Origin of the sequence: Catellatospora sp. IY07-71, from assembly GCF_018326265.1 — a bacterium.
Taxonomy (GTDB): Bacteria; Actinomycetota; Actinomycetes; order Mycobacteriales; family Micromonosporaceae; genus Catellatospora.
Genome location: NZ_AP023360.1, coordinates 2,262,085 through 2,284,426, shown reverse-complemented (window position 1 = coordinate 2,284,426; position 22,342 = coordinate 2,262,085). Strand labels below are relative to the sequence as shown.

The following is a 22,342-nucleotide window of genomic DNA, read 5'->3' as shown; positions in this document are numbered from 1 at the left end:
CGCGACCGGGCCGGGCGGGGAGGGTCGGCGCAGGGCCGGGTATGGCGAGGCCCCGCCGGCGCGGCCGGGAACGGCGGCGCGGGCGGGGCCTCGGTGGTGGCGCGGGGGTTACTCGACGGCGACCAGGGGACGGGCCTCGGCGCCTTCGGCGGTGGGCTCGCCGCCGCGCAGCGGGACCTCCTTGATGAACCAGGCCGCGATCGGGACCAGGATCGCGAAGCCCAGCGCCCACCAGAACAGACCCGAGGTGGCGTACGCGATGCCGTGCAGCACCGCCTCCTTCATCGGCGCGGGCAGCAGGTCGAGCTTGTCCGGCTGCAGGCCGCCGACGTTGAACTCCATGTTGCCGCCGGGCGCGCCCGCGGGCAGCACGCTGCCGAGGTCGTCCTTGAGCCGGTCGACGAACACCGCGCCGAAGATCGACACACCGAACGAGCCGCCGATGGAGCGCACGAACGTCGCCGTCGAGCTGGACACGCCCAGGTCCTTCTGCTCCACGCTGTTCTGCGCGATGAGCATGGTGGTCTGCATGAGGAAGCCCATGCCGACGCCGAGCACCACCATGTAGATCGAGGACTCGGTGATGCTGGTGTCCACGTCGAGGCGGGTGAGCAGCACCATCGCCAGGGCGAGGGTGATGCCGCCGAGGATCGGGAAGATCCGGTAGCGGCCGGTCTTGGTGATGGTCCGGCCCGCGACGATCGAGGTGACCATCATGCCGAGCATCATCGGCAGCAGCAGCAGGCCGCTGTTGGTCGCCGAGGCGCCCTGCACGGTCTGGATGTAGAGCGGCAGGAAGGAGATCGCGCCGAACATCGCGAAGCCGACCATGAAGCCGATGATCGAGACCAGGCTGAAGTTGCGGTTGCGGAAGATGCCCAGCGGCAGGATCGGCTCGGCGACCCGGGTCTGCGTCCACAGGAAGATGCCCAGCAGCACGACACCGGCCGCACCCAGGCCCAGGATCTCGGCCGAGTTCCACGCGTACTTGTTGCCGCCCCAGGTGGTGATCAGGACGAGCGCGGTGACGCCGAGGCTGAGCAGGGCCGCGCCGATCCAGTCGATGCGGTGCTCGGTGCGGTACTTCGGCAGGTGCAGGGTGGTGGCCAGCACGAACAGGGCGATGCCGCCGATCGGCAGGTTGACGTAGAAGGCCCAGCGCCAGTCGGCGTGGTCGGTGATCAGGCCGCCCACGAGCGGGCCGGCGATCATCGCGACGGCCATGATGGCGGCCATCATGCCCTGGTACTTGCCGCGCTCGCGGGGCGGGACGAGGTCGCCGATGATGGCCATCGCGCCGACCATCAGACCGCCCGCGCCGAGGCCCTGCAGCGCCCGGAAGGCGATCAGCTGGTTCATGCCGGAGGCCGGGTCGATCTCACCGGCCGCGCCGGACAGCGCCGAGCCGACGAGGAAGATGACGATCGAGACCAGGAAGATGGTCTTGCGCCCGTAGAGGTCGCCCAGCTTGCCCCAGATCGGAGTCGAGATCGTGGTGCCGAGCACGTACGCGGTGACCACCCAGGACAGCTTGTCCAGTCCACCCAGCTCGCCGACGATACGCGGCATGGCTGTACCGATGATCATGTTGTCGAGCATGGCCAGCAGGATGGCGAGCATCAGGCCGGGCAGCACCACGCGGAGGTTGGGCTTCGGGATGTCGGGCGACGACGTCGTCCGGTCCAGGACTTCAGTCATGGGGGCTCCGCTCGTTCACCGGCGACCTTACTTGCCGCCCGGCTAGAATATTTACTAGCCGTACGGTAAGTTTCCTACTTGCCGGCCGTCAAGTTGGTTACCCCGCCCGGCTGACGGTGTGATCCAGGGAACACGGAGCAGCGATGAACGACGACCTCGCCGCAGGCCGGGCCGACGCCCGGCCGGACACGCGCGCCCGCATCCAGGCCGTCGCCCTCGACCTCTTCACCGAGCAGGGCTACGAGGGCACTTCGCTGCGGGAGATCGCCGAGCGGCTGGGCGTCACCAAGGCGGCCCTCTACTACCACTTCAAGAGCAAAGAGGAGATCGTCGACAGCTTCAGCGCCGACCGCCTCACCCGGATGGACGCGCTGATCGAGTGGGGGCGCAGCCAGCCGGAGCCGCACTCGGCCGGGTTCCGGCGCGAGCTGCTCGCCCGCTACGCCGACGAGCTGCACAGCGGCCCGTTCCTCAAGGTGATGCGCTTCTTCCACCAGAACCAGCTGGCGTTCAAGAACCAGCCGGCCGGCACGAAGATGCGCGACGCCATCATCGACATCATCGGCCTGCTTGCCGAGCCCGGCTCGGCGCCGACCGCACGGCTGCGGGCCGGCATGGCGGTGTTCGCGCTCAACACGAGCTGGCTGCTGCTGCAGGGCGAGGACATCACCGACGAGCAGCGGCGCGAGGCGGCGATGGAGGTCGCCCTCGACCTCATCCGCGACGGGGACTGAGCGGCCGCGCTCAGGCCAGCGGATAGCGCAGGGCCAGCAGGGTGACCCCGGGCAGCGGCGACCAGTCGCGCTCGGGCAGCCGCTCGAAGCCCATCCGGGCGTAGAGGCGGCGCGCGTCGGCGGCGAAGTCGCGTACGCAGATCACGACGCTGCGGCAGCCGTGGGCGGCGGCGCGCTCCAGGCACGCGCGGGCCAGCGCCTCGCCCGCGCCCCGGCCCTGGGCCTGCGGCGACACGGCCAGCATGCGGAACTCGGCCTCCCCCTCCCGGGCCAGGTCGGCCAGCGGGCTGCCGGGCAGCACGAAGGTCACCGAGCCGAGCACGGCCCCGCTGGCCTCGTCCACGGCGACCAGCACGTCGGCGGCGCGGGCGCGGGCGGCGGCGTCGGACAGGTGCGCCTCGTACGGGTGGCCGTCCGCGGTCTGCCCGTCGCCCCGGTAGGCGGCGACGGACAGCGCACCGATCGCGTCGTAGTCGGCCGGCAGCGCCGGCCGGACGAGGATCTCGGTCATGGCGGGTGACGCTACTACTCGATGACGGCGATGAGGTCGCCCTCCTGGACGACGTCACCCTCGTTCACGGCGATCTTGGAGACCACGCCGTCCGACTCGGCGATCACGGGGATCTCCATCTTCATCGATTCCAGGATGACCAGGGTGTCACCCTCGGCGACCTCGTCCCCCGCCGCCGCCACGACCTTCCACACGTTCGCCACCATCTCGGCCTTGATCTCCTCGGCCATCAGCCGGCCCCTTCCCCTGACTCGCGTGCAAGACGACCGTATCCAATCACGGAGCGCCGGTCCGGTGACGCTCAACCGGCGCATAGGATTTGTCCCTGACTGAGCGCCGTTACCGGAAGGGGTGTGTCCATGGGCAAGCGTGCTCGCAAGAAGAAGTCCCGCAAGGGCTCGAAGGCCAACCACGGCAAGCGACCCAACAGCTAATCCCGTTGCCGGGGTGCACCTCGGGGCGGATCATTTCCCGGCGTGCACTCCGCGCTCACCCTCACCCCGGCCCAGCTGCCCGACCTGCTGCTGCACGTCGCGGTGGTCCGGCCCGTCTTCGTGTGGGGCGCGCCGGGCATCGGCAAGAGCTCGCTGGTCCGCGCGTTCGCCGACTCGCTCGGCCTGCCCTGCGTCACCCTCGTGGGCACCCAGCTCGCCGCCGAGGACCTGATCGGCGTGCCCGAGCTGCGCGACGGCCGCAGCCGCTTCGCGCCGCCCGAGATGATCGCCCGCAGCGAGCCCTACTGTCTGTTCCTCGACGAGCTGAACGCGTCCTCGCCCGAGGTGCAGAAGGCCTTCTACTCCCTCATCCTGGACCGCCGCATCGGCGCGTACGAGCTGCCCGCCGGCTCGATCGTGATCGGCGCGGGCAACCGCGCCACCGACAACGCGCTCGCCCGCCCGATGGCGTCCGCACTGGTCAACCGCCTGCTGCACCTGCATCTGCGGGCGTCGGCAGTGGACTGGCTGGGCTGGGCGGGCGGCGCGGGCGTGCACCCGTGGGTGCTGGACTACCTCACCCAGCGCCCGGATCACCTGTGGGTGCAGCCACCCAAGACCGAGGAGCCGTTCTCCACCCCGCGCGCCTGGCACATGCTGTCCGACGCGCTGCACTCCTACGGGGAGGAGATCGCGGAGGAGACGCTGCGGCTGCTGGCGTACGGCACGCTCACCCCGGCGCATGCGTCGGGTTTCTGCGCGTACGTCAAGACGGTCCGCCACCGCTACGGCCTGGACGCGATCATCCGTGGCGACGCCTCGTGGCCGCGCGCCGCGACCGACCGCGACCTGCTCTACTTCTTCGCCGAGACGTTCCGGGCGCGGCTGGTCAAGGATCTGCCCGACAGCCGCGAGCACGCGAGCCGCGCGGTGCGCGAGTTCGCCCTGCGCGCCAAGGGCCTGCTGGTCGAGCTGGCCGAGATCTCGCTGGAGTGCGCGCAGCTCGTGGTCGCCGCCGACGCCGAGGGCAAGCCGGTGCTGCCCGCCTGGTTCCTCGTCGAGGTCACCCGCGACCTGCCGCGCCTGGTCGCGGCCCGCGCATGAGCACCCACCCGCCACGAACCCGCGCCACACGACCCGCCACCCCGCGGACCAAGGCGGGCGTGGCCGTTGATCGTCCGATTTGCCTGGCACTTGGGCGAAAGCCAGCTCAAGATACGCCCATGTGCCAGGCAAGTCGGACGATCAAGGCGGCGGGGGGCGCATCGGCACAGGGCGCCCGGGGGCGGCGATGAGCCGGCGCGGCGGGGAGAAGCGTAAGGACCCGCGCAAGGAGGCGTTCGACGCGGCGGTGCAGGCGGTGTTCGGCGAGCGCATCTTCAGCGCGATGCGCGACTCGCCGCACGGCGACCGCTGGCTGTCCACCGACTGGGCCGAGCACCCGGAGCTGGGCCGCGCCCGCGGCTGGGCCCAGGTGCGCCGGGACGGCCGGATCACCGTCAACCGCAACGCCCCCGCCGAGCCGGTCGAGTGGATCTGGGTGCTCACCCACTGCGCGCTGCACCTCGGCTTCGGCCACCTGGAGCCCGGCCGCCGCGCCGACCATGCCGCGCAGGCGGCGGCCTGCCTGGTGGTGGCCCGGTTCCAGCAGCAGCTGCGGCTGGGCACGCCGCCCTTCCAGGTACCCGCCGACCTGCCCGGCACCGACGAGGACCGGCTGGCCGACCTGTGGCGCGACACCGGCGTGCCGCCCGAGTACGCCGCGCTCGGCTGCGGCGGCGCGCTCGGCGACCTGGACGTCGCCGAGCCCGACGAGACGCGCCTGCCCCGGCACCTGCGCCAGGCGACGAGCGTGCCGACGCTGACCTGGCCGGAGCTGTTCGCGATCGGGCTGGCCGCCGCCGCGACCGCCGCCGTCGAGGACGCGGGCCAGGCCCGCCGCCCCGAAGGCGAGATCGACCCGGACAGCCCGTGGGAGAAGGCGCGGCGCTGGTTCGTGTCGTCGTACCCGCTGCTCGGGGCGCTGGCCGCCGGTTTCCGCATCGTCGCCGACGCGGAGCTGGCGCGCGCCTGGCAGATCTCGATCGCGGCGGTGGACGCCGCGGCCGGCGAGATCTACGTCAACCCGCTGCGCCGTATGCCGGAGCCGCACTGCCGCTTCGTGCTGGCCCACGAGATGCTGCACGCCGCGCTGCGGCACGGGCAGCGGGTCGGCCCGCGCGACCCGTACCTGTGGAACATCGCCACCGACTACGTGATCAACGGCTGGCTGGTGCAGATGGGCGTCGGCGAGCTGCCCGAGGACGTGCTCTACGACCCCGCGCTCAAGGACCACTCCAGCGAGGAGGTGTACGACCTCATCACGGCCAACCTGCGCCGCTACCGCAAGCTGGCCACGCTGCGCGGGCGCGGGCGGGGCGACATGCTGGACCGGCCGGTGGGCGGCGCGGACGAGGCGCGGCGCGCGGGCGACGTCGACGACTTCTGCCGCCGCGCGCTGGGCGGCGGGCTGGCGTACCACGAGCAGCACGGCCGGGGTTACCTGCCGGCGGGCCTGGTCGCCGAGATCCGGGTGCTGGACAACCCGCCCCCGCCGTGGGACGTGCAGCTGGCCCGCTGGTTCGACCGCTACTTCACGCCGCTGGAGCCGACCCGGTCGTACGCGCGCGCCTCACGGCGCCAGGCGGCCACGCCGGACATCCCGCGCCCCGGCCGGGTGCGGCCGGAGCTGGTCGAGAAGCAGCGCACGTTCGGCGTCGTGCTGGACACCTCGGGCTCGATGAACCACGAGCTGATGGGCCGGGCGCTGGGCGCGATCGCCGCGTACGCGCTGGCCCGCGACGTGCCGGCGGCTCGCGTGGTGTTCTGCGACGCGGCCGCGTACGACGCGGGTTACCTGCCGGTCGAGGAGATCGCCGGCCGGGTGAAGGTGCGCGGCCGCGGCGGCACCGAGCTGCAGCCCGGCATCCGCCTGCTGGAGCGGGCCGAGGACTTCCCCGCCGACGGGCCGATCCTGATCATCACGGACGGGGACTGCGACGTGCTGCGGGTACGCCGCGAGCACGCGTACCTGATGCCGGAGCGGGGCAGGCTGCCCTTCACCCCGCGCGGCGAGGTGTTCCGCCTGCGTTGAGCCGGGCCGCTCGCGGCGGTGACAGACAAAGATCGCTGTCTCGTGTCAAGAAATGCAGTCCAGCCGCAGATCTTGACACGAAACAGCGATCTTCACCCCGAAACGATCAGCCCAGCTCCCGCGTGGCCTCGACCTCGACCACCAGCTCGGAGAGCTTCGCGCGCAGCCGGTCCTTGAGCTCGGCGGGCGCCTGCTCCTGGCCGCAGCAGCGGTTGACCAGCGCCTTGACCTCCTGCTCGATGCCGTATTCACGCAGGCACGGCGAGCACTCGTCGAGATGCTGCTTGATCAGCGTCCGCCGGTCGTCGGAGCACTCGAGGTCGAGGTAGAGGTAGACCTCGGTGAGCACCTCGCGGCAGTCGTTGTCCTCGTGTTCGCTCATCACGCCTCCCGAGCGCTGGTCTGGCCCGAGAATCCGCGCTCCGCGGCGTAGCCCTCCAGGAGCTTGCGCAGGTTGCGTCGGCCACGGTGCAGCCTGGACATCACGGTGCCGATGGGCGTGTTCATGATGTCTGCGATCTCCTTATAGGAGAAGCCTTCCACGTCGGCGAGGTAGACCGCCAGCCGGAACTCCTCCGGCAGCGACTGGAGCGCGTCCTTGACGTCGCTGTCGGGCAGCCGGTCCAGCGCCTCGGTCTCGGCCGAGCGCAGGCCGGTGGAGGTGTGCGACTCCGCCTCGGCCAGCTGCCAGTCGGTGATCTCGTCCGTCGGCGCCTGGATGGGCTGCCGTTGCCTCTTGCGGTACGAGTTGATGAAGGTGTTCGTGAGGATGCGGTACAGCCACGCCTTCAGGTTCGTGCCGTCCTCGAACTGGTGGAACGCGGCGTACGCCTTGAGGAAGGTCTCCTGCAGCAGGTCCTCGGCGTCGGCCGGGTTGCGCGTCATCCGCAGTGCGGCCGCGTAGAGCTGGTCGAGGAAGGGCATCGCGTCCCGCTCGAAGCGGGAACGACGCTCTTCGACGCTGTCGGTGCTGGTCAAGCGCGAGACCACCCTCGAAGATCGGCCGGTCCGCGACTCCCTCTGCGCGGTTCGCGGCACTGAGGCTGACTCTACCGATGCCAGGTGCACCCGCGGGGCGGGCACCGCGGTAATGCCGGACACGGCTTCACCGTCCAGCGCCGCCGGCCACTCGGGCGCCGTCAGCAGCCGCTCCACGGCCTGCACCGCCGGGTCTTCGCCCGACCGCGTCAGGTAACGCGTCCGCACCATCAGACCACCTCTCGCCGAGGGCCGAGGTTGATCGGCCCATCCGCGGTGAACAACGCCGTCCGGCGGCCGTCGCATTCCGTGGGACGCCCCGGGCGGTGACCACCGTCACTCCGGGCGGGCCCAGCCTCGGGCGGCCAGCCAGGTAACGACCGCCCGGCCCGCATCCTCCCGGCCGCCGCGCAGGTCGTGCCGCTGGCCGGGCAGCACGACGACCTCCACCCCGGGAGTGGCCTCGGGCACGCCGAAGGGATCGCGGTCGCCGTTGACGACCAGCGTGGGCAGCCCGGTGAGCAGCTCACCGGCTCGGCTGCGGTCCGGCTTGCCCGGCGGGTGCAGCGGGAACGCCAGCGCGACGATGCCCGACGCGCCGACGTCGCCGGCCGTGCGGCAGGCCACCCGGGCGCCGCTGGAGCGCCCGCCGACGATCAGCGGCAGCCCCGCGAACTCGGCGGTGAGCACGGCCAGCACGTCGCGCCACGCCTCGTCGAGGTGGCCCGCCGGAGCGGGCGCACGCCGCCCGGCCACCCGATACGGCTGGGTGACCAGCGCGACCGCGACCCCGGCCGCGAGCGCGGCATCACGTGTGGCGACCAGATCGGGCGCGTCGACGTCACCGCCCGCCCCGTGTCCGAGCACGAGCAGCGCGACCGGGGCGGGACGCCGTGCGCCCGCCCCGGACCGCCGCTGTGCTCGATCGTCGGCCGTCCCGGCATCGTCGCCGGGCCGGGTCACTTCGATTCGGGCCGGGCCGCGCCCGGTCTCCACTGATCGGGAACCGCCTCGCATGCCGCGATCATGCGGCGTGGACGGGCTCCCTGGCCAGTAGCGGCACGCCGTGCAGCACGGAGTCGCGCTCCGCGTCGCCCAGCGTGCGCAGGGCCAGCCCGGTGCGCTGCACCGGGATCCGTGGCACCTGGCGGGTCGCCCCGGCCGCCGGGCGCTGCGGCGCGCGCAGCTCCCCGGCCGAGACCACCACGTCGGCCTGCGGCCCGTAGGCCGCGTACGGCAACTCCTCCTGCTGCTCCTCGGTGCGCCAGGCGACCAGCATGGCCCGCCTTTCGCGGGCGGTCGTGCCGCCCCATACGCCGTGACAGTCGCCGACGCTCAGCGCCCAGGCCAGACAGGCCCCCGACACCGGACACCGCCCGCACAGCTGGACGGCCGCGTCGGCGGGCTCCAGCGGTGCCGGAAAGAACGTCTCCGGATCGACGGCCTGGCAGGCACCTCTGGTGCGCCAGGCGTTGTCGTGACGCTCCCGCACGGCCCGCACCAGACGCGGGTCCCTGCGAGCAGCGGCGACTTCATGCGGGCGTGGAATCCGCGCCCGGGTCATCCACCCACCTCCCCCGTGGGTCGGTCCCCCGGCCAGCGGGGGGATCCGGCTCAGACAGACGGTGACGCGCGGGCGAACCGCTTACCACCGACGCTGTGTCTTACCGCACCTTACGAGGTTCAGACAAGGGTTTACCCGCAAACTGGTGGCACAAAATGCCACGTTCCAGCGCAAAAATCAGAAGAGGCCCTGCTGGGCAGCCAGGTCGGCCACGCGCGCGGTCAATTCAGGACCGTCGTTGTATACGCTACCGACCGCGGCGCCCACCGGACGGATCTCCAGAGTGGACAGGTACGCCTCGGCGGGCGGCGCGAGCAGCGCCGGGTCGGCGGGCGCGTGCAGCCACTCCTGCCAGCGCGCCGGCTCCAGCAGCAGCGGCATGCGGTCGTGCACCCGGGCCAGCTCGCCGAGCGCGGCCGTGGTGACGATGGTGCAGGTCAGACCGTGCTTCGAGGCGGTCCACAGGCCGGCGAAGGCCAGCCCGGCACCCTCGGCCGGGTCGGTCATGTAATACGCCTGGCGGCCCTTGTCCGTGCGCAGCCACTCGTACCAGCCGTCGGCCGGCACGATGCACCGCTTGCCCGTGAACGACGGCCCGAACGCGCGCGAGGTGGCCAGCGTCTCGGACCGCGCGTTGATCATCTTGAGGCCGGTGCGGGCGTCGGCGGCCCACGGCGGCACCAGGCCCCAGCGCGCCACGCTCAGCACCCGGCCCCCGCCGGACGCGGAGACCCGCACGATCGGGGCGGGATCGGTGGGCGCCAGGTTGTAGTCGGGGGCCAGCGACTCGGCGGTCTCGTCCGCCGCGGCGAAGATCTGGGACAGATCAGCCGCCGTACGAGTCGTCGCGTACCGCCCACACATGCCGGTCACCATACGCCACCGCACGCTGACGGCTCGTCCCGGCGGTCCGTCCGGACGGCGGACCACCGACGATTTCCCACCGGGGTCCATCAGGCAGACTGTGAGGCGTGAGCAGACCACTCGTGCCGTGGACCGCGCCTACCGCCGCCGATGCCGTGGACGCCGTCGTCCGCCTGCCGGGTTCGAAGTCCATCACCGCGCGGGCGCTCGTGCTGTCCGCGCTCGGACTGGGGCCGTCGACGCTGCTGGCCCCGCTGCGCGCCCGCGACACCGAGCTGATGGCAGCCGGGTTGCGCGCGCTCGGCTCGCACGTGTCCACCTCGGACGACGAGCGCTGGGAGGTGCGGCCCCGGCCGCTGGCCGGTCCCGCGCACGTCGACGTGGGCCTGGCCGGCACCGTCATGCGCTTCCTGCCCCCGGTCGCCGCGCTGGCCAACGGCCCGGTCACCTTCGACGGCGACCCGCGCGCCCGGCAGCGCCCACTGGGCCCGCTGCTCAAGGCGCTGCGCGAGCTGGGCGCGCAGATCGAGGCGTCGGCCATCGACGGCCTGCCGCTGACCGTGCACGGCAAGGGCCGGCTGCGCGGCGGCGAGGTCGCCGTCGACGCGTCGCTGTCCAGCCAGCTCATCTCCGGCCTGCTGCTGGCCGCCGCCGACTTCGACGAGGGCGTCACCGTCCGCCACGTCGGCGACAACCCGGTGCCCAGCGCCCCGCACCTGCGGATGACCGTACAGATGCTGCGCGCCGCAGGCGCGGCCGTGGACGACGGCCAGCGGGACGTGTGGCACGTGGCCCCCGGGCGGCTGTCCGGCCGGGCCTGGCAGATCGAGCCCGACCTGTCCGGCGCGGCGCCGTTCTTCGCGGCGGCGCTGGTCACCGGCGGCAGCGTCACCCTCACCGGCTGGCCGCGCAGCAGCGTGCAGCCGGTGGGCCGGGTGCGCGAGCTGCTCGGCGCGCTGGGCGGCGGGGTGACCCTGTCCGAGCACGGGCTGACCGTCACCGGCACCGGCGCGGTCAAGGGCATCGACGCCGACCTGTCCGAGGTGGGCGAGCTGACCCCGGTCGTCGCGGCGCTCGCCGCGCTCGCCGACGGGCCGTCCACGCTGCGCGGCGTCGGCCACATCCGCACCCACGAGACCGACCGGCTCGCCGCGCTGGCCCGCGAGCTGACCGCGCTCGGCGCGCGGGTCGAGGAGACCCCGGACGGCCTGTCCATCACGCCCGGCCCGCTGACCGGCGGCGTCTTCGAGACGTACGACGACCACCGGATGGCGCACGCCGCGGCGGTCATCGGCCTGCGGGTGCCCGGCGTCCAGCTCAGCGACGTGGCGTGTACCGCCAAGACGCTGCCCGAATTCCCGGCACTATGGAGCGCGGTGGTCGCCGGACGATGAGGGTGCAGCCGTGAAGCGCAAGCGGGAGTACGACGAGGACGACGTGAAGGTGCGGGCCACCAAGTCGTCCCGCTCGCGTCCGCGCACCCGCACCCGCCCGAAGCACGACGACGCGGTGACCGGCTTCGTGGTGGCCGTCGACCGCGGCCGCTACACCTGCGTGGTGACCGAGGGGCGCAAGACGTTCGAGGTCACCGCGATGCGCGCCCGCGAGCTGGGCCGCAAGTCGGTGGTCGTCGGTGACGACGTCGGCCTGGTCGGCGACGTCACCGGCGACCCGGGCAGCCTCGCCCGGATCGTGCGGATCGAGGAGCGCCGGTCGGTGCTGCGGCGCACCGCCGACGACGACGACACCACGGCCGAGGGGCGTATCGAGCGGGTGGTGGTGGCCAACGCCGACCAGCTGGTCATCGTGAGCGCGCTGGCCGACCCGCCACCGCGGGCGGGCTTCATCGACCGCTGCCTGGTCGCCGCGTACGCCGCCGACATCGAGCCGCTGCTGTGCCTGACCAAGGCGGACCTGGCCGGGCCGGAGCAGCTGCTGAGCTACTACACCGAGCTGGACCTGGCCTACGTGCTGACCCGCCCTGACGGCGACCTGGCCGAGCTGCGCGAGAAGCTGTCCGGCCGGGTGTCGGTGCTGGTCGGGCACTCCGGCGTGGGCAAGTCGACGCTGGTCAACCGGCTGATCCCGGACGCGGGCCGGGCGGTGGGCGTGGTCAGCGCGATCGGCAAGGGCCGGCACACCTCGACCAGCGCGGTCGCGCTGCGGCTGCCCGACAAGCGCGAGTCCTGGATCATCGACACCCCTGGCGTACGCAGCTTCGGCCTGGCCCTGGTCTCCTCCGACGACCTGCTGCACGGCTTCCCCGACCTGGTCGAGGGCACCGTCGACTGCCCGCCCAACTGCGAGCACAGCGGGGGCGAGTGCGCGCTGGACGGCTGGGTGGCGCAGGGCAAGGCCGACGCGCGGCGGCTGGCGTCGTTCCGCCGCCTGCTCGCGTCCCGCTCCGGGGACGCCGAGCCCGGCCCGGCCGACGAGCGCGGCCCGTCCGCTCCCCGCCCGTGACCGGCGTGGCCGGTCAGACCTCGACGTAGCCGCCGGTGCGCCAGTAGACCCCGTCGGCGCGGGCCATCAGGCCGGTGTCGATCAGGTAGCGCCGCAGCGACACCCAGTCGGGCTCGTAGAACGCCCGCAGCACGGCGTCGACCTCGCGCTCGGTCATCTTCACCCCGGGCTCGAACGCCGCGACGATGTGCTCCAGCAGCACCCGCCGCTTGCCCGCCTTCGCGGGGATCGCCGAAATCCGCCCGTGCTCGTCGAGGAACGTCCGGAGCACCTTCTCCGCATCCGCGCCCATGGGGTGGAAGGTACCCCGTACGTGCTGATCCACGCGTTCCCATTTCGGGCGGGTCGGCCAACCCGGTACCAGGGACGCAGGGAGATCCGATAAGTTCTCGCCATGGCCCGCTACTCCGATGACCTTGGGCTTGCCCATGTGCTGGCGGACACCGCCGACAGCATCTCCATGTCCCGGTTCAAGGCGCTCGACCTGTACGTCGAGAGCAAGCCGGACCTGACCCCGGTCTCGGACGCGGACACGGCGGTGGAGAAGGCGCTGCGCTCGACGCTGGCCCGCACCCGCTCGCGGGACGGGGTGCTGGGCGAGGAGTTCGGGGTGACCGGCGCCAGCGGCAGCCGGCAGTGGGTCATCGACCCGATCGACGGCACCAAGAACTTCATCCGCGGGGTGCCGATCTGGGGCACCCTGATCGCGCTGATGGAGGGCGACGAGCCGGTCGTCGGCATGGTCTCCGCGCCCGCACTGGGCCGCCGCTGGTGGGCCGCGCGCGGGCTGGGCGCGTTCGCGGGCCGCCACCAGGCCGCCGCGCAGCCGATCCGGGTCTCCGGGGTGCGCCGCCTGGCCGACGCGAGCTTCTGCTACTCCTCCCTGGACGGCTGGGAGCAGACCGGCCGCCTGGCCTCGGTGCTCGACCTGATGCGCAAGACCTGGCGCAGCCGCGCGTACGGCGACTTCTACGGCTACATGCTGCTGGCCGAGGGCGCGCTGGACATCATGATCGAGCCCGAGCTGATGCTGTGGGACACCGCCGCGCTGGTGCCGATCGTGACCGAGGCGGGCGGCACGTTCACCGACCTGTCCGGTCGGCCGGGCGCGAACGGCGGCTCGGCCGTGGCCACCAACGGCCTGCTGCACGACGACGTGCTGGAGCGGTTGAGCCCGGCCGGTCTTCGCGCTCTGTAGTCAGCATCATTCACTCGGTTAAGTCGGCTCCGGGTAGGGCGCTGCCGACCCCTAAGGGTCTAAGCTGCGTGGGTGGTGTCCTCTGGCTGGTGGTTCCTGGCGGCGATGATCGCCGCGTACGGCATCGCCAACCTGCTGCAGTCCGTCGCGGCGACACGCACAGCGACGACCGAGAACCTTGATCCGGGTCTGCTGCTGCGGCTGTTCGGCAACCGTACGTACCTGCTCGGTCTCGGCTGCCAGATCCTCGGTTTCATCCTCGCCCTGGGCGCGCGGCGCGACCTGCCGCTGTTCCTGGTGCAGTCGGCGGTGACCGCGGGCCTGTGCGTCACCGCGTTCGCCGGGGTGCTGGTGCTCAAGTGGAAGCTGCCGCCCGCGGAGATCCTGCTGCTCACAGCGGTGGTCGCGGGCATCGGCATGCTGGCCGCGTCGGCCAAGCCGGGCCACGCCGAGCCGCTGGACGCCAAGGGCATCATCTCGCTGGTCGTGGCGCTGGCCGTGATCGCGGGCGTGAGCACCTTCGCGGGCAAGGTGAAGGGCGTGCTCGGCTCGGTGGTGCTGGGCTCGCTCGCGGGCCTCTGCTTCGCCTCCGCCGCGATCGCCGCCCGGCCGCTGGCCTCGGCGCAGAGCATCGTCGAGTTCGGCCTGAATCCGCTGCTCTATCTAGTCATCGCACATTCACTCACGGGCCAGCTGCTGCTGGGTCTCGCCATGCAGCGCGGCTCCACCAACGCCGCGGTCGCCGCGATGGACGCCGCCGGTGCGGCGCCCGCCGCCGCGATCGGCATGCTGCTGCTCGGCGACCAGATCCGCCCCGGCATGGCCTGGGTCGCCGCGCTGGGCTTCGTGGTCACGCTGGGCGCCGTCATCGCGCTCACCAGGTACGCCGAGCCGCAGCACGACCTGGTGGCCGAGCCGGTGCCGCTGCCGGTGCGGTTCACCTCCGTCTCGGTGCCCGGCCTGCCCGACCACCCGGCCCGCGGCGTGTTCCAGGTGCCCGGCGCGTCCCAGCCCGGCCCGCGCACCGGCGCGATCCCCACCACCGCCATCCCGGTGCCCGCCGCGGCCGCCGAGCCGGAGCCCGCGACCGGCGGATACGTGCCGGTCATGGTCCCGATCTCGAGCACGCAGCCGCCCTCGGCCACCGGCCCCGCCGCATCGAACGGGCACCACCCCGCCGCCAACGGGCACCCGATCGCCAACGGCCACCCGGTGGCCAACGGGCACCACGGCTACCTGCCGGCGACCGCCTCGGGCCAGGTGCCGCTGCCGCCGAGCCAGGCGTCCGCCAACGGGCACGTGCCCGCGCCGGCCCGCCGCCCGCTGCGCGCGGTCGCCGAATAACGCGATCGCCGGACGGGCCTCTCCTTCTGCGCATACCGTGCGATAAGGCGCGGACGTGGGGGCAGGAGGCCGGAGTTGTCCATCCCGAAGGAGATCCTGGCGTCGCTCGGCGTGCCGGATCAGCTGAACACGCCGCTGGGCCGGTTCGCGTTCGCCGACGGCCTGCCCGCGCCGGACAGCGTCGCCGGACTGTACGACGCGCTCGACCTGATGCGCGCGGTCGAGGCGTTCCTGGTGGCCATGCCCGCCGCGTCGCTGGCCGCGATGCGGGCCGGGCTGCGCAACATCGGCGTCACCTCGGCCCGCCAGATCGCGATCACCGGCCCGCGCCCCGAGTCGACCAGCCTGTATCTGACACCCGACACCGACACCGCGTTCGCCCACACGTTCCTCGACCTGAACCGGGACGGCCCGACCGTGGTCGAGGCCCCGCCGAACTCGCGGTGCGTGGTGGACGACTTCTGGTTCCGGCACGTCACCGACCTGGGCCTGGCCGGTCCCGACGAGGGCCGGGGCGGCAAGTACCTGTTCCTGCCGCCCGACCATGAGGGCGAGTTCCCGGACGGCTACTACGTGTTCCGCTGCCCGACCTACACCAACTGGGCGGTGTTCCGCGCCCTCGACGGCGCCGACACCATCCGGCAGGTCCGCGTCTACCCCCTCGACCAGGCCGCCTACCCGCCGCCGAACGAGTTCGTCGACGTCACCGGGCGGCCGCACGACACCGTGTTCGCCAGCGACGCGACCTTCTACGAGCAGGTCGACACGGTGGTCCAGGAGGAGCCGCCGGACTCGCTCGACCCCGAGCGGCGCGGCGTGCTGGCCGCCGTCGGCATCGTCAAGGACGACCTGTTCGCCCCCGACGACCGGATGCGCGCGATCCTCGGCCGGGCGGCACCGCTGGCCGCGGGCATGGCGCGGGCGCTGGCGTTCCGGCCGCGCGCCGCCGAGGCGTACTACCACCCCGGTTCCTCCTGGAAGCGGCTGTTCTACGGCGGCAGCCACGAGTTCCTGCACGCCGGTGCCCGGCTGCTCGACGCCCGCGCCGCCTTCCACTACCTGGCCACCGTGATCACCCCGGCCATGGCCGACCCGCCCGTCGGGACCGGCTCGGTGTACGCATACACCGCTGAGGACGGCACCGGCGAGTGGCTCGACGGCGGCCGCTCGTACGTGCTGCGCCTGCCCCGGCGGGTGCCCGCGAAGGCCTTCTGGTCGGTCACCGCGTACGACACGCAGACCCGCTCGCTGCTGGTCACCGATCAGCCGCAGCCGAGCGTGAGCAGCCTGTCCGGCACCGTCGCCGCGAACGAGGACGGCAGCACCGACCTCTGGTTCGGCCCGGAGCCACCGCCCGGACGCGGATCGAACTGGATCCAGACCGTGCCCGGCAAGCACTGGTTCGCCATGCTCCGCCTCTACGACCCGACGCAGCCCTGGTACGACCAGACCTGGCGCCCCGGCGAGATCGAGCCCCGCGGCTGACCGCCCCGCCGGGCCGCACACCCGGCCGTCCGCGTCCACCCGGGCGCCACGCCCACCAGATCTTGTGCAGTTCGTGCTGCCGGGACGACACGAACTGCACAAGATTCAGTCCGGCGACGGTGTGCTGGCCGACGTGACGAGCGCGGCCTCCCCCGGTGCGACGTCACGGCCCGCGATCTCGTGGGTCAGGTCGGTGTGGTTGAACAGCCACAGCCCCTGCGGTGTGGCCACCGCCTCGACACCTTCCGGTAGATCCGGCACCAGCGGCTCGGTTCCGGCCGCCGCGCACACCTCGGCGAGCAGCCGCGCCGTCGCGGCGTCGTCCAGCCCGCACGAGACGTAGTACGCCACCCCCGCGCCGTGCTCGCGCCTGGTCACCGCGGGTCTGCCGTCCGGATACGCGGCGAGCACCGCGGCGTCCGGCGCGGTGAGGTGCTCCGTCCACGCCGCCGCGACGTCGCCCGAGTCGAGGACCAGCGACTCCCCCGCGGGCAGCGGGTCGAACTCCTCCACCCGCACGCCGAGCAGGTCGCGCAACGCGCCCGGGTGGCCGCCGGTGCGGACCCGCGCGTGCTCGTCCACGATCCCCGACAGGTACGTCACCACCAGGTGCCCGCCGTCGCGCACGTACTCCGCGAGCCGCCGCGCCGAGACGTCCGTGAGCAGGTACGCCGCCGGGACGACGAGCACCCGGTAACCGCCCAGCCGGGCGGCGGGCGGCACCACGTCGACGGCGTGGCCGCGCCGCCACAGCGCCCGGTGCCACCCTTCGACGATCCCCTGGTAGTCCACCGGCGCGGGCAGGTGCGACGCCCCGATCGCCCACCCGCACACCTCGTCGAACCACACCGCCACCGGCGAGGCGTTAAGAAGGTGCCCTTCCTCTACGCAATGCGTTAAGAAGGTGCCCTTCCTTTCCAGGTCGGCGAGGCGGGTGCCGAGGGCGACGGCTTCGCGGAAGAGGCGGGTGTCGGGGCCGGGGTGGTCGACCAGGGCGGAGTGCCACTGTTCGGCGCCGCCGCGGCTGGCGCGCCACTGGAAGTACATGGCGCCGCGGGAGCCGCGGGCGATGTGGGCCAGCGCGATGCGGGCGAGCATGCCGGGTGGTTTGCGGCGTTGCACGCCGTGCTCGGTGACGTGCGCGGGGGCGTGCTCCATGAGCAGCCAGTGCCCGCCGTGGCCGGCCGCGGCGGACCAGCCCCGCGCGGCGTCGGCCGCGAACGCGCTCTGCGCCGGGGCATCGGCCGGCGAGGACGGGTAGTGGTCGATGGCGACCAGATCCACCTGGCCGGACCAGCGGGCGTGGTCGACCGGCACCCACCCGCCGAGCACGAAGTTCGTGGTGACGGGCGCGTCCGGCGCGACCGCCTTGATCACGTCCCGCTGCTCGGCGTACGCGGCCAGCATGCTGTCGGACAGGAAGCGCCGGTAGTCCAGCTCGTGCGCGGGGTTGGTCAGGTACTGCGTCGCGCGCGGCGGCAGCACCTGCGCCCAGTCGCCGTAGCGCTGGCTCCAGAAGTCGGTGCACCACGCCTCGTTGAGCGCGGCGAGATCACCGTGGCGGGCGCGCAGCCAGCCCCGGAACGCGGCGGCGCAGTGGTCGCAGAAGCACCAGGTGCCGTACTCGTTGTGCACGTGCCACAGCACCACGGCCGGGTGGTGGGCGTAGCGGGAGGCCAGCGCGGCGGCGACGCCCCGGCTCGCGGCCCGGTACGCGGGCGCGTTCACGCAGTACGTGTCGCGCGAGCCGTGCACCAGGCGTACGCCGTCGCGCCGCTGCGCCAGCGCGTCGGGGTGGGCGACGGTGAACCAGGGCGGCGGCGAGGCGGTCGGGGTGGCGAGCACCGCCCCGATCCCGGCCGCGTGCAGCCCGTCGAGGACGCGGTCGAGCAGGGTGAAGTCGTACGCCCCGGGCGTGGGCTCCAGCCGTGACCAGCTGAAGACGCCGACGGTGGCGGCGGTGACCCCGGCCTGGCGCATCAGGTCGAGGTCGGCGGCGCGGACGGATTCGGGCCACTGCTCCGGATTCCAGTCGGCGCCGTAGAAGTACGGGTGGTTCGGCACGGCGGCCAAATTAGAGGCCCCTCTCGCGAGCGTCAACCGTTGACGTTTGTTTGGCTACACGGAAAACTAAAACAGGTTATATCTGCAGTAGACGCCGTACAGGGAGCCGATGATGCCGTTCCGCCCGCCGCTGGTGGCTCACGAGTATTTCTCCGCCGACCCACCCGAGCTGCCGCGCCGCGCCTACGGCGAACCCGGCCCGGAGTGTGTGGTCCGGGCCGAGCTGACCGGCAAGGACTCGGCCGGCGCGACGTTCCAGGCCCGCACCGACGCGGGCAACACGCTGCACATCCAGGTCGGCGCCGCGGGCGACGGCGTGCTGCGGGTACGCCTGTCCGAGGACCCGTCCGCGCGCAGCCGCTCGGCCCGCCTGCTGCCGCTCACCCACCCCGACCCGGGCGCCGTGGCCACCGTATCGGCCGGTGAGAACACCGTCACCATCACCAGCGGCCCGCTCACCGCCGAGATCACGCTGAGCCCGTGGCGGCTGTCGTTCCACGACGCGGACGGCAGGCTGCTGCTGCGCAGCGATCCGGGCCTGACCGACATCTCCGGCCGGATGCGCAACCTGCCGCTGGGGTGCTCGCGGGTGGACGGGCGCATCGTGGCTTTTCATGAAAGTTTCAGCCTGCCCGCCGACGAGGTCCTGTCGGGCACGGGAGAGCGCTTCACCGCGCTCAACCTGCGCGGCCAGCGCCCGGTGATGTGGAACTACGACGCCTTCGGCAGCGAGTCCGACCGGGCGTACAAGAACATCCCGTTCTACCAGTCCAGCCGCGGCTACGGGGTGGTGGTCGACTCGGGCATGCCGGTCGAGTTCGACTTCGGCGCCTCCACCGGCAGCGTCACCCAGCTGCTCGTCCCCGACGACCTGGTCGAGTACTACGTGCTCGCCGGTCCCGGCCCCGCCGACGTGATCGACCGCTACCACGCCCTCACCGGGCGGCCCGTCTGCCCGCCGAAGTGGGCGTTCGGCTCCTGGATCTCGTCCGGCTTCTTCCGCGACAGCCAGCGGGCGGTGCTGGAGCGGGCGGCGACCATCCGCGCCCACGGCATCCCCTGCGACGTGCTGCACCTGGACTGCTACTGGCAGGCCGAGGGCACCTGGTCCGGGATGAGCTGGGACGCCAAGGCCTTCCCCGACCCGGACGCGATGCTGGCCGAGCTGCGCGAGCAGGGCTTCCGGGTGTGCCTGTGGATGAACCCCTACCTGTCGGCGAAGTCGGCGCGCTTCACCGAGGCCGCCGAGCTGGGCTACCTGCTGCGCCGCGCGGACGGCAGCGTGTACGTCGCCGACTCCTGGCACGGCTCGTTCCCGGCGGGCGGCATCGTCGACTTCACCAACCCGGACGCCACCGCGTGGTTCCAGGGCCTGCTGCGTCCGCTGCTGGCGCAGGGCGTGGCCGTGTTCAAGACCGACTTCGCCGAGGGCGTGCCCGCCGACGCGGTCGCCCACAACGGCATGACCGGCACCGAGCTGCACAACGTGTACACGCTGCTGTTCAACGACGCGGTCGTCGCGGTCACCCGTGAGGTGCACGGGCGCGACCTGGTGTGGGCCCGCTCGTCGTACCTCGGCGGGCAGCGCCACGCGGCCCAGTGGGGCGGCGACACCATGTGCTCGTACGAGGCGCTGGCCTCCTCCATGAACGGCGGGCTCGCGCACGGGCTGTCGGGGGTGCCGTACTGGTCGCACGACACCGGCGGCTTCTGCGGCGTGCCCAGCGACGACCTGTTCCTGCGCTGGGCGCAGTTCGGCGCGCTGTCGCCGCTGCTGCGCTTCCACGGCACCACCACCCGCGAGCCGTGGCGCTTTCCGGCGGTCGAGCCGGCCGTCATCGAGACGCTGCGGCTGCGCTACCGGATCATGCCGTACCTGTACTCGCTCGCGCTGCGCGCGGCCGAGACCGGCGAGCCGATGATGCGGGCGCTGGCCGTGGACTCCCCCGCCGATCCGGGCTCGTGGCGCGCCGAGCACGTGTACCGCCTCGGGCCGGACCTGCTGGTCGCCCCCATGATCAGCGAGGCTCAGCAGCGCGACGTGTACCTGCCGCCGGGCGAGTGGGTCGACTGGTGGACCGGCGACGCGGTGGCCGGCGGCCGCACGCTGCGGGTCGCCCCGCCGCTGGAGCAGGTGCCGCTGTGGGTACGCCGCGACGCCCTGCTGCCCGTGGCCGTGCCCGCCGACCGCCTGGCCGACGGGCCGTGGGAGCGGCTCACCCTGCTCAGCTTCGGCGGCGGCGACGGCCGGTGCGAGATCCGCGACGACGGTCACGCAAGCACTGTCGCGGCACGCCGGGACGGGGATACGCTCTCGGTGACCATCGCCGGGCCTGCCCGGGTCACGGCGATCGCTTTCCCCACCGTCGCCGGCGGCACCCCTCCGGCCACCGTGCTGGTCAACGGCGACGAGGCCACGCTCAGCATGGTGGACGGCCTGCTCACGGCGACCTGGCAGGCACCGGGAGACTGAACCCATGGCACTCGTCGCCGGCATCGACTCCTCCACCCAGTCGTGCAAGGTGGTGGTACGCGACGCCGGCACCGGCGCGCTCGTCCGCCAAGGCCGCGCCGCGCATCCCGACGGCACGTCCTGCCCGCCCGACGCCTGGTGGCAGGCCCTCCAGACGGCGATCGCCGAGGCGGGCGGGCTGGACGACGTCGCGGCGGTCTCGGTCGGCGCGCAGCAGCACGGCATGGTCTGCCTCGACGCGAACGGCGCGGTCGTGCGCGACGCGCTGCTGTGGAACGACACCCGCTCGGCCCCGGACGCCGCCGACCTGGTCGCGGAGCTGGGGCCGGGCGAGGCCGGCCCGCGCGCCTGGGCCGAGGGCGTCGGCAGCGTGCCGGTCGCCTCGTTCACCGTGACCAAGCTGCGCTGGCTGGCCCGCAACGAGCCGGCCAACGCCGCCCGTACCGAGGCCGTGTGCCTGCCGCACGACTGGCTGACCTGGCGGTTGGGCGGCAGCGGCGACCTCGCCGCGCTGGCCACCGACCGCAGCGACGCCTCCGGCACCGGCTACTGGTCCCCCGCCACCGGGGAATACCGCCGCGACCTGCTCAAGCTCGCCTTCGGCAAAGACGTGCTGCTGCCCGTCGTGCTCGGCCCCGCCGACTCCGCCGGGCGCACCGCCTCGGGCGCGCTGCTCGGCCCCGGCGCGGGGGACAACGCCGCCGCCGCGCTCGGCGTCGGCGCCCGCCCCGGCGACGTGGTCGTCTCCATCGGCACCTCGGGCACCGTGTTCAGCGTGGCCACCGTGCCCGCCGCCGACCCCACCGGCACCGTCGCCGGCTTCGCCGACGCCAGCGGCCACTTCCTGCCGCTGGTCTGCACCCTCAACGCCGCCCGCGTGCTGGACGCCGCCGCGACCATGCTCGGCGTCGACCACGCCCGCCTCGCCGAGCTGGCCCTGTCCGCCCCCGCCGGAGCGGGCGGCCTGGTGCTCGTCCCGTACCTGGAGGGCGAGCGCACCCCCAACAAGCCCGATGCCACCGGCTCCCTGCACGGCCTGACCCTGGGCACGTCCACCCCCGCCCACCTGGCCCGCGCCGCCGTCGAGGGCATGCTCTGCGCCCTGGCCGACGGCCTCGACGCCCTGCGCGGCCAGGGCGCCACCGTCAACCGCGTGGTCCTGGTCGGCGGCGGCGCCCGCTCCGAGGCGGTCCGCCGCATCGCCCCCTCGGTCTTCGGCTGCCCCGTCCTGGTCCCGCCGCCCGGCGAGTACGTCGCCGACGGCGCCGCCCGCCAGGCCGCCTGGCTCACCACCGGCCAGTCCCCCGACTGGACCCTGTCCGGCGCCGAACTCTTCGAAGCCGACCCGGCCCCCACGGTCCGCGCCCGCTACGCCGAAGCCCGCGACCTCACCCTCTGA

The 22,342-nt window shown here is 73.1% G+C and carries 19 protein-coding genes and 2 pseudogenes; 11 read left to right on the top strand and 10 right to left on the bottom strand.

Translation table 11 applies throughout. From position 1 onward, the window contains the following. Positions 1-108: 108 nt before the first annotated feature. Positions 109-1,698 (bottom strand): MDR family MFS transporter, encoded by a 1,590-nt coding sequence (locus CS0771_RS10370; RefSeq protein WP_244870722.1) that lies wholly within the window; start codon positions 1,696-1,698, stop codon positions 109-111. Positions 1,699-1,841: 143 nt separating this feature from the next. Here CS0771_RS10370 and CS0771_RS10365 point away from each other — a divergent pair, with 143 nt between their 5' ends. Further along, positions 1,842-2,432 carry a TetR/AcrR family transcriptional regulator gene (locus CS0771_RS10365; protein ID WP_212840786.1) on the top strand — a complete coding sequence of 197 codons (591 nt, stop codon included), beginning with the start codon at positions 1,842-1,844 and terminating at the stop codon, positions 2,430-2,432. 10 nt (positions 2,433-2,442) lie between these two features. On the opposite strand, the gene CS0771_RS10360 is transcribed toward CS0771_RS10365, so the two are convergent. Then, positions 2,443-2,943: a GNAT family N-acetyltransferase gene (locus CS0771_RS10360; protein ID WP_212840785.1), complete on the bottom strand. Its 501-nt coding sequence runs from the start codon at positions 2,941-2,943 to the stop codon at positions 2,443-2,445. Positions 2,944-2,957: 14 nt separating this feature from the next. After that, positions 2,958-3,173, bottom strand: coding sequence for a biotin/lipoyl-binding carrier protein (locus CS0771_RS10355; protein ID WP_203742865.1), 216 nt, complete (start codon positions 3,171-3,173; stop codon positions 2,958-2,960). Between the two features lie 129 nt (positions 3,174-3,302). On the opposite strand from CS0771_RS10355, the gene CS0771_RS39605 reads away from it, so the two are divergent. The 3 genes from CS0771_RS39605 (at position 3,303) to CS0771_RS10345 (ending at position 6,510) form a co-directional block, all read left to right on the top strand. Continuing rightward, on the top strand, positions 3,303-3,377 hold the full coding sequence (locus CS0771_RS39605; protein ID WP_371821566.1) for a 50S ribosomal protein bL37: 75 nt from the start codon (positions 3,303-3,305) through the stop codon (positions 3,375-3,377). A gap of 42 nt (positions 3,378-3,419) precedes the next feature. Further along, entirely contained in the window at positions 3,420-4,481 is a 1,062-nt protein-coding gene (locus CS0771_RS10350) for an ATP-binding protein (protein WP_212840784.1), read from the top strand. Positions 4,482-4,668: 187 nt separating this feature from the next. Further along, positions 4,669-6,510 (top strand): hypothetical protein, encoded by a 1,842-nt coding sequence (locus tag CS0771_RS10345; protein WP_244870721.1) that lies wholly within the window; start codon positions 4,669-4,671, stop codon positions 6,508-6,510. A gap of 106 nt (positions 6,511-6,616) precedes the next feature. Here CS0771_RS10345 and rsrA read toward each other — a convergent pair whose 3' ends face one another. The 5 genes and pseudogenes from rsrA to CS0771_RS10320 all read right to left on the bottom strand — a co-directional run bounded on the left by rsrA (position 6,617) and on the right by CS0771_RS10320 (position 9,916). After that, positions 6,617-6,892 (bottom strand): mycothiol system anti-sigma-R factor, encoded by a 276-nt coding sequence (rsrA, locus tag CS0771_RS10340; RefSeq protein ID WP_203742869.1) that lies wholly within the window; start codon positions 6,890-6,892, stop codon positions 6,617-6,619. Then, on the bottom strand, positions 6,892-7,722 hold the full coding sequence (locus CS0771_RS10335) for a sigma-70 family RNA polymerase sigma factor (protein WP_371821565.1): 831 nt from the start codon (positions 7,720-7,722) through the stop codon (positions 6,892-6,894). Before CS0771_RS10335 ends, rsrA begins: the two co-directional genes overlap by 1 nt. A 102-nt stretch (positions 7,723-7,824) precedes the next feature. Then, the gene (locus CS0771_RS10330) at positions 7,825-8,505 is read right to left on the bottom strand and encodes an alpha/beta family hydrolase (RefSeq protein WP_212840783.1); all 681 of its coding nucleotides are present in this window, start codon (positions 8,503-8,505) and stop codon (positions 7,825-7,827) included. 199 nt (positions 8,506-8,704) lie between these two features. Further along, positions 8,705-9,052: pseudogene (locus CS0771_RS10325) on the bottom strand (WhiB family transcriptional regulator); the annotation flags it as partial. 177 nt (positions 9,053-9,229) lie between these two features. Further along, positions 9,230-9,916, bottom strand: a complete 687-nt coding sequence (locus CS0771_RS10320; RefSeq protein WP_212840782.1) for an SOS response-associated peptidase — start codon at positions 9,914-9,916, stop codon at positions 9,230-9,232. A 107-nt stretch (positions 9,917-10,023) separates the two neighbouring features. On the opposite strand from CS0771_RS10320, the gene aroA reads away from it, so the two are divergent. After that, positions 10,024-11,310 (top strand): 3-phosphoshikimate 1-carboxyvinyltransferase, encoded by a 1,287-nt coding sequence (gene aroA / locus CS0771_RS10315; protein ID WP_212840781.1) that lies wholly within the window; start codon positions 10,024-10,026, stop codon positions 11,308-11,310. Positions 11,311-11,359: 49 nt separating this feature from the next. Further along, the gene (gene rsgA / locus CS0771_RS10310) at positions 11,360-12,379 is read left to right on the top strand and encodes a ribosome small subunit-dependent GTPase A (protein WP_212845750.1); all 1,020 of its coding nucleotides are present in this window, start codon (positions 11,360-11,362) and stop codon (positions 12,377-12,379) included. A gap of 13 nt (positions 12,380-12,392) precedes the next feature. Here the strand turns inward: rsgA and CS0771_RS10305 are convergent, their stop codons facing one another. Then, positions 12,393-12,671, bottom strand: coding sequence for a DUF2087 domain-containing protein (locus CS0771_RS10305; RefSeq protein ID WP_212840780.1), 279 nt, complete (start codon positions 12,669-12,671; stop codon positions 12,393-12,395). Between the two features lie 102 nt (positions 12,672-12,773). Here CS0771_RS10305 and hisN point away from each other — a divergent pair, with 102 nt between their 5' ends. From hisN to CS0771_RS10290, 3 genes and pseudogenes are all read left to right on the top strand, one after another. Beyond that, positions 12,774-13,577, top strand: a complete 804-nt coding sequence (gene hisN, locus CS0771_RS10300; RefSeq protein WP_212840779.1) for a histidinol-phosphatase — start codon at positions 12,774-12,776, stop codon at positions 13,575-13,577. A gap of 72 nt (positions 13,578-13,649) precedes the next feature. Beyond that, a pseudogene (locus tag CS0771_RS10295) lies at positions 13,650-14,477 on the top strand (hypothetical protein); the annotation flags it as partial. A 519-nt stretch (positions 14,478-14,996) separates the two neighbouring features. Beyond that, a complete protein-coding gene (locus tag CS0771_RS10290; RefSeq protein WP_212840777.1) occupies positions 14,997-16,406 on the top strand; it encodes a DUF1254 domain-containing protein in 1,410 nt (469 codons plus the stop codon). A gap of 105 nt (positions 16,407-16,511) precedes the next feature. Here CS0771_RS10290 and CS0771_RS10285 read toward each other — a convergent pair whose 3' ends face one another. Further along, entirely contained in the window at positions 16,512-18,470 is a 1,959-nt protein-coding gene (locus CS0771_RS10285; protein ID WP_244870719.1) for a beta-galactosidase, read from the bottom strand. A gap of 112 nt (positions 18,471-18,582) precedes the next feature. Between CS0771_RS10285 and CS0771_RS10280 the strand changes: the two genes are divergently transcribed. Both CS0771_RS10280 and xylB read left to right on the top strand, forming a co-directional pair. After that, positions 18,583-20,943: a TIM-barrel domain-containing protein gene (locus CS0771_RS10280; protein WP_212840776.1), complete on the top strand. Its 2,361-nt coding sequence runs from the start codon at positions 18,583-18,585 to the stop codon at positions 20,941-20,943. A gap of 4 nt (positions 20,944-20,947) precedes the next feature. After that, on the top strand, positions 20,948-22,342 hold the full coding sequence (xylB, locus tag CS0771_RS10275) for a xylulokinase (RefSeq protein ID WP_212840775.1): 1,395 nt from the start codon (positions 20,948-20,950) through the stop codon (positions 22,340-22,342).

Excerpts from the sequence above, each read along its gene's own strand:
- CS0771_RS10330 (WP_212840783.1), bottom strand. The coding sequence starts at position 8,505 with ATGCGAGGCGGTTCCCGATCAGTGGAGACCGGGCGCGGCCCGGCCCGA.
- CS0771_RS10320 (WP_212840782.1), bottom strand. The coding sequence starts at position 9,916 with ATGTGTGGGCGGTACGCGACGACTCGTACGGCGGCTGATCTGTCCCAG.
- CS0771_RS10305 (WP_212840780.1), bottom strand. The coding sequence starts at position 12,671 with ATGGGCGCGGATGCGGAGAAGGTGCTCCGGACGTTCCTCGACGAGCAC.
- xylB (WP_212840775.1), top strand. The coding sequence starts at position 20,948 with ATGGCACTCGTCGCCGGCATCGACTCCTCCACCCAGTCGTGCAAGGTG.
- CS0771_RS10360 (WP_212840785.1), bottom strand. The coding sequence starts at position 2,943 with ATGACCGAGATCCTCGTCCGGCCGGCGCTGCCGGCCGACTACGACGCG.
- CS0771_RS10345 (WP_244870721.1), top strand. The coding sequence starts at position 4,669 with ATGAGCCGGCGCGGCGGGGAGAAGCGTAAGGACCCGCGCAAGGAGGCG.
- rsrA (WP_203742869.1), bottom strand. The coding sequence starts at position 6,892 with ATGAGCGAACACGAGGACAACGACTGCCGCGAGGTGCTCACCGAGGTC.
- hisN (WP_212840779.1), top strand. The coding sequence starts at position 12,774 with ATGGCCCGCTACTCCGATGACCTTGGGCTTGCCCATGTGCTGGCGGAC.
- CS0771_RS10370 (WP_244870722.1), bottom strand. The coding sequence starts at position 1,698 with ATGACTGAAGTCCTGGACCGGACGACGTCGTCGCCCGACATCCCGAAG.
- CS0771_RS10280 (WP_212840776.1), top strand. The coding sequence starts at position 18,583 with ATGCCGTTCCGCCCGCCGCTGGTGGCTCACGAGTATTTCTCCGCCGAC.
- CS0771_RS10355 (WP_203742865.1), bottom strand. The coding sequence starts at position 3,173 with ATGGCCGAGGAGATCAAGGCCGAGATGGTGGCGAACGTGTGGAAGGTC.
- CS0771_RS10365 (WP_212840786.1), top strand. The coding sequence starts at position 1,842 with ATGAACGACGACCTCGCCGCAGGCCGGGCCGACGCCCGGCCGGACACG.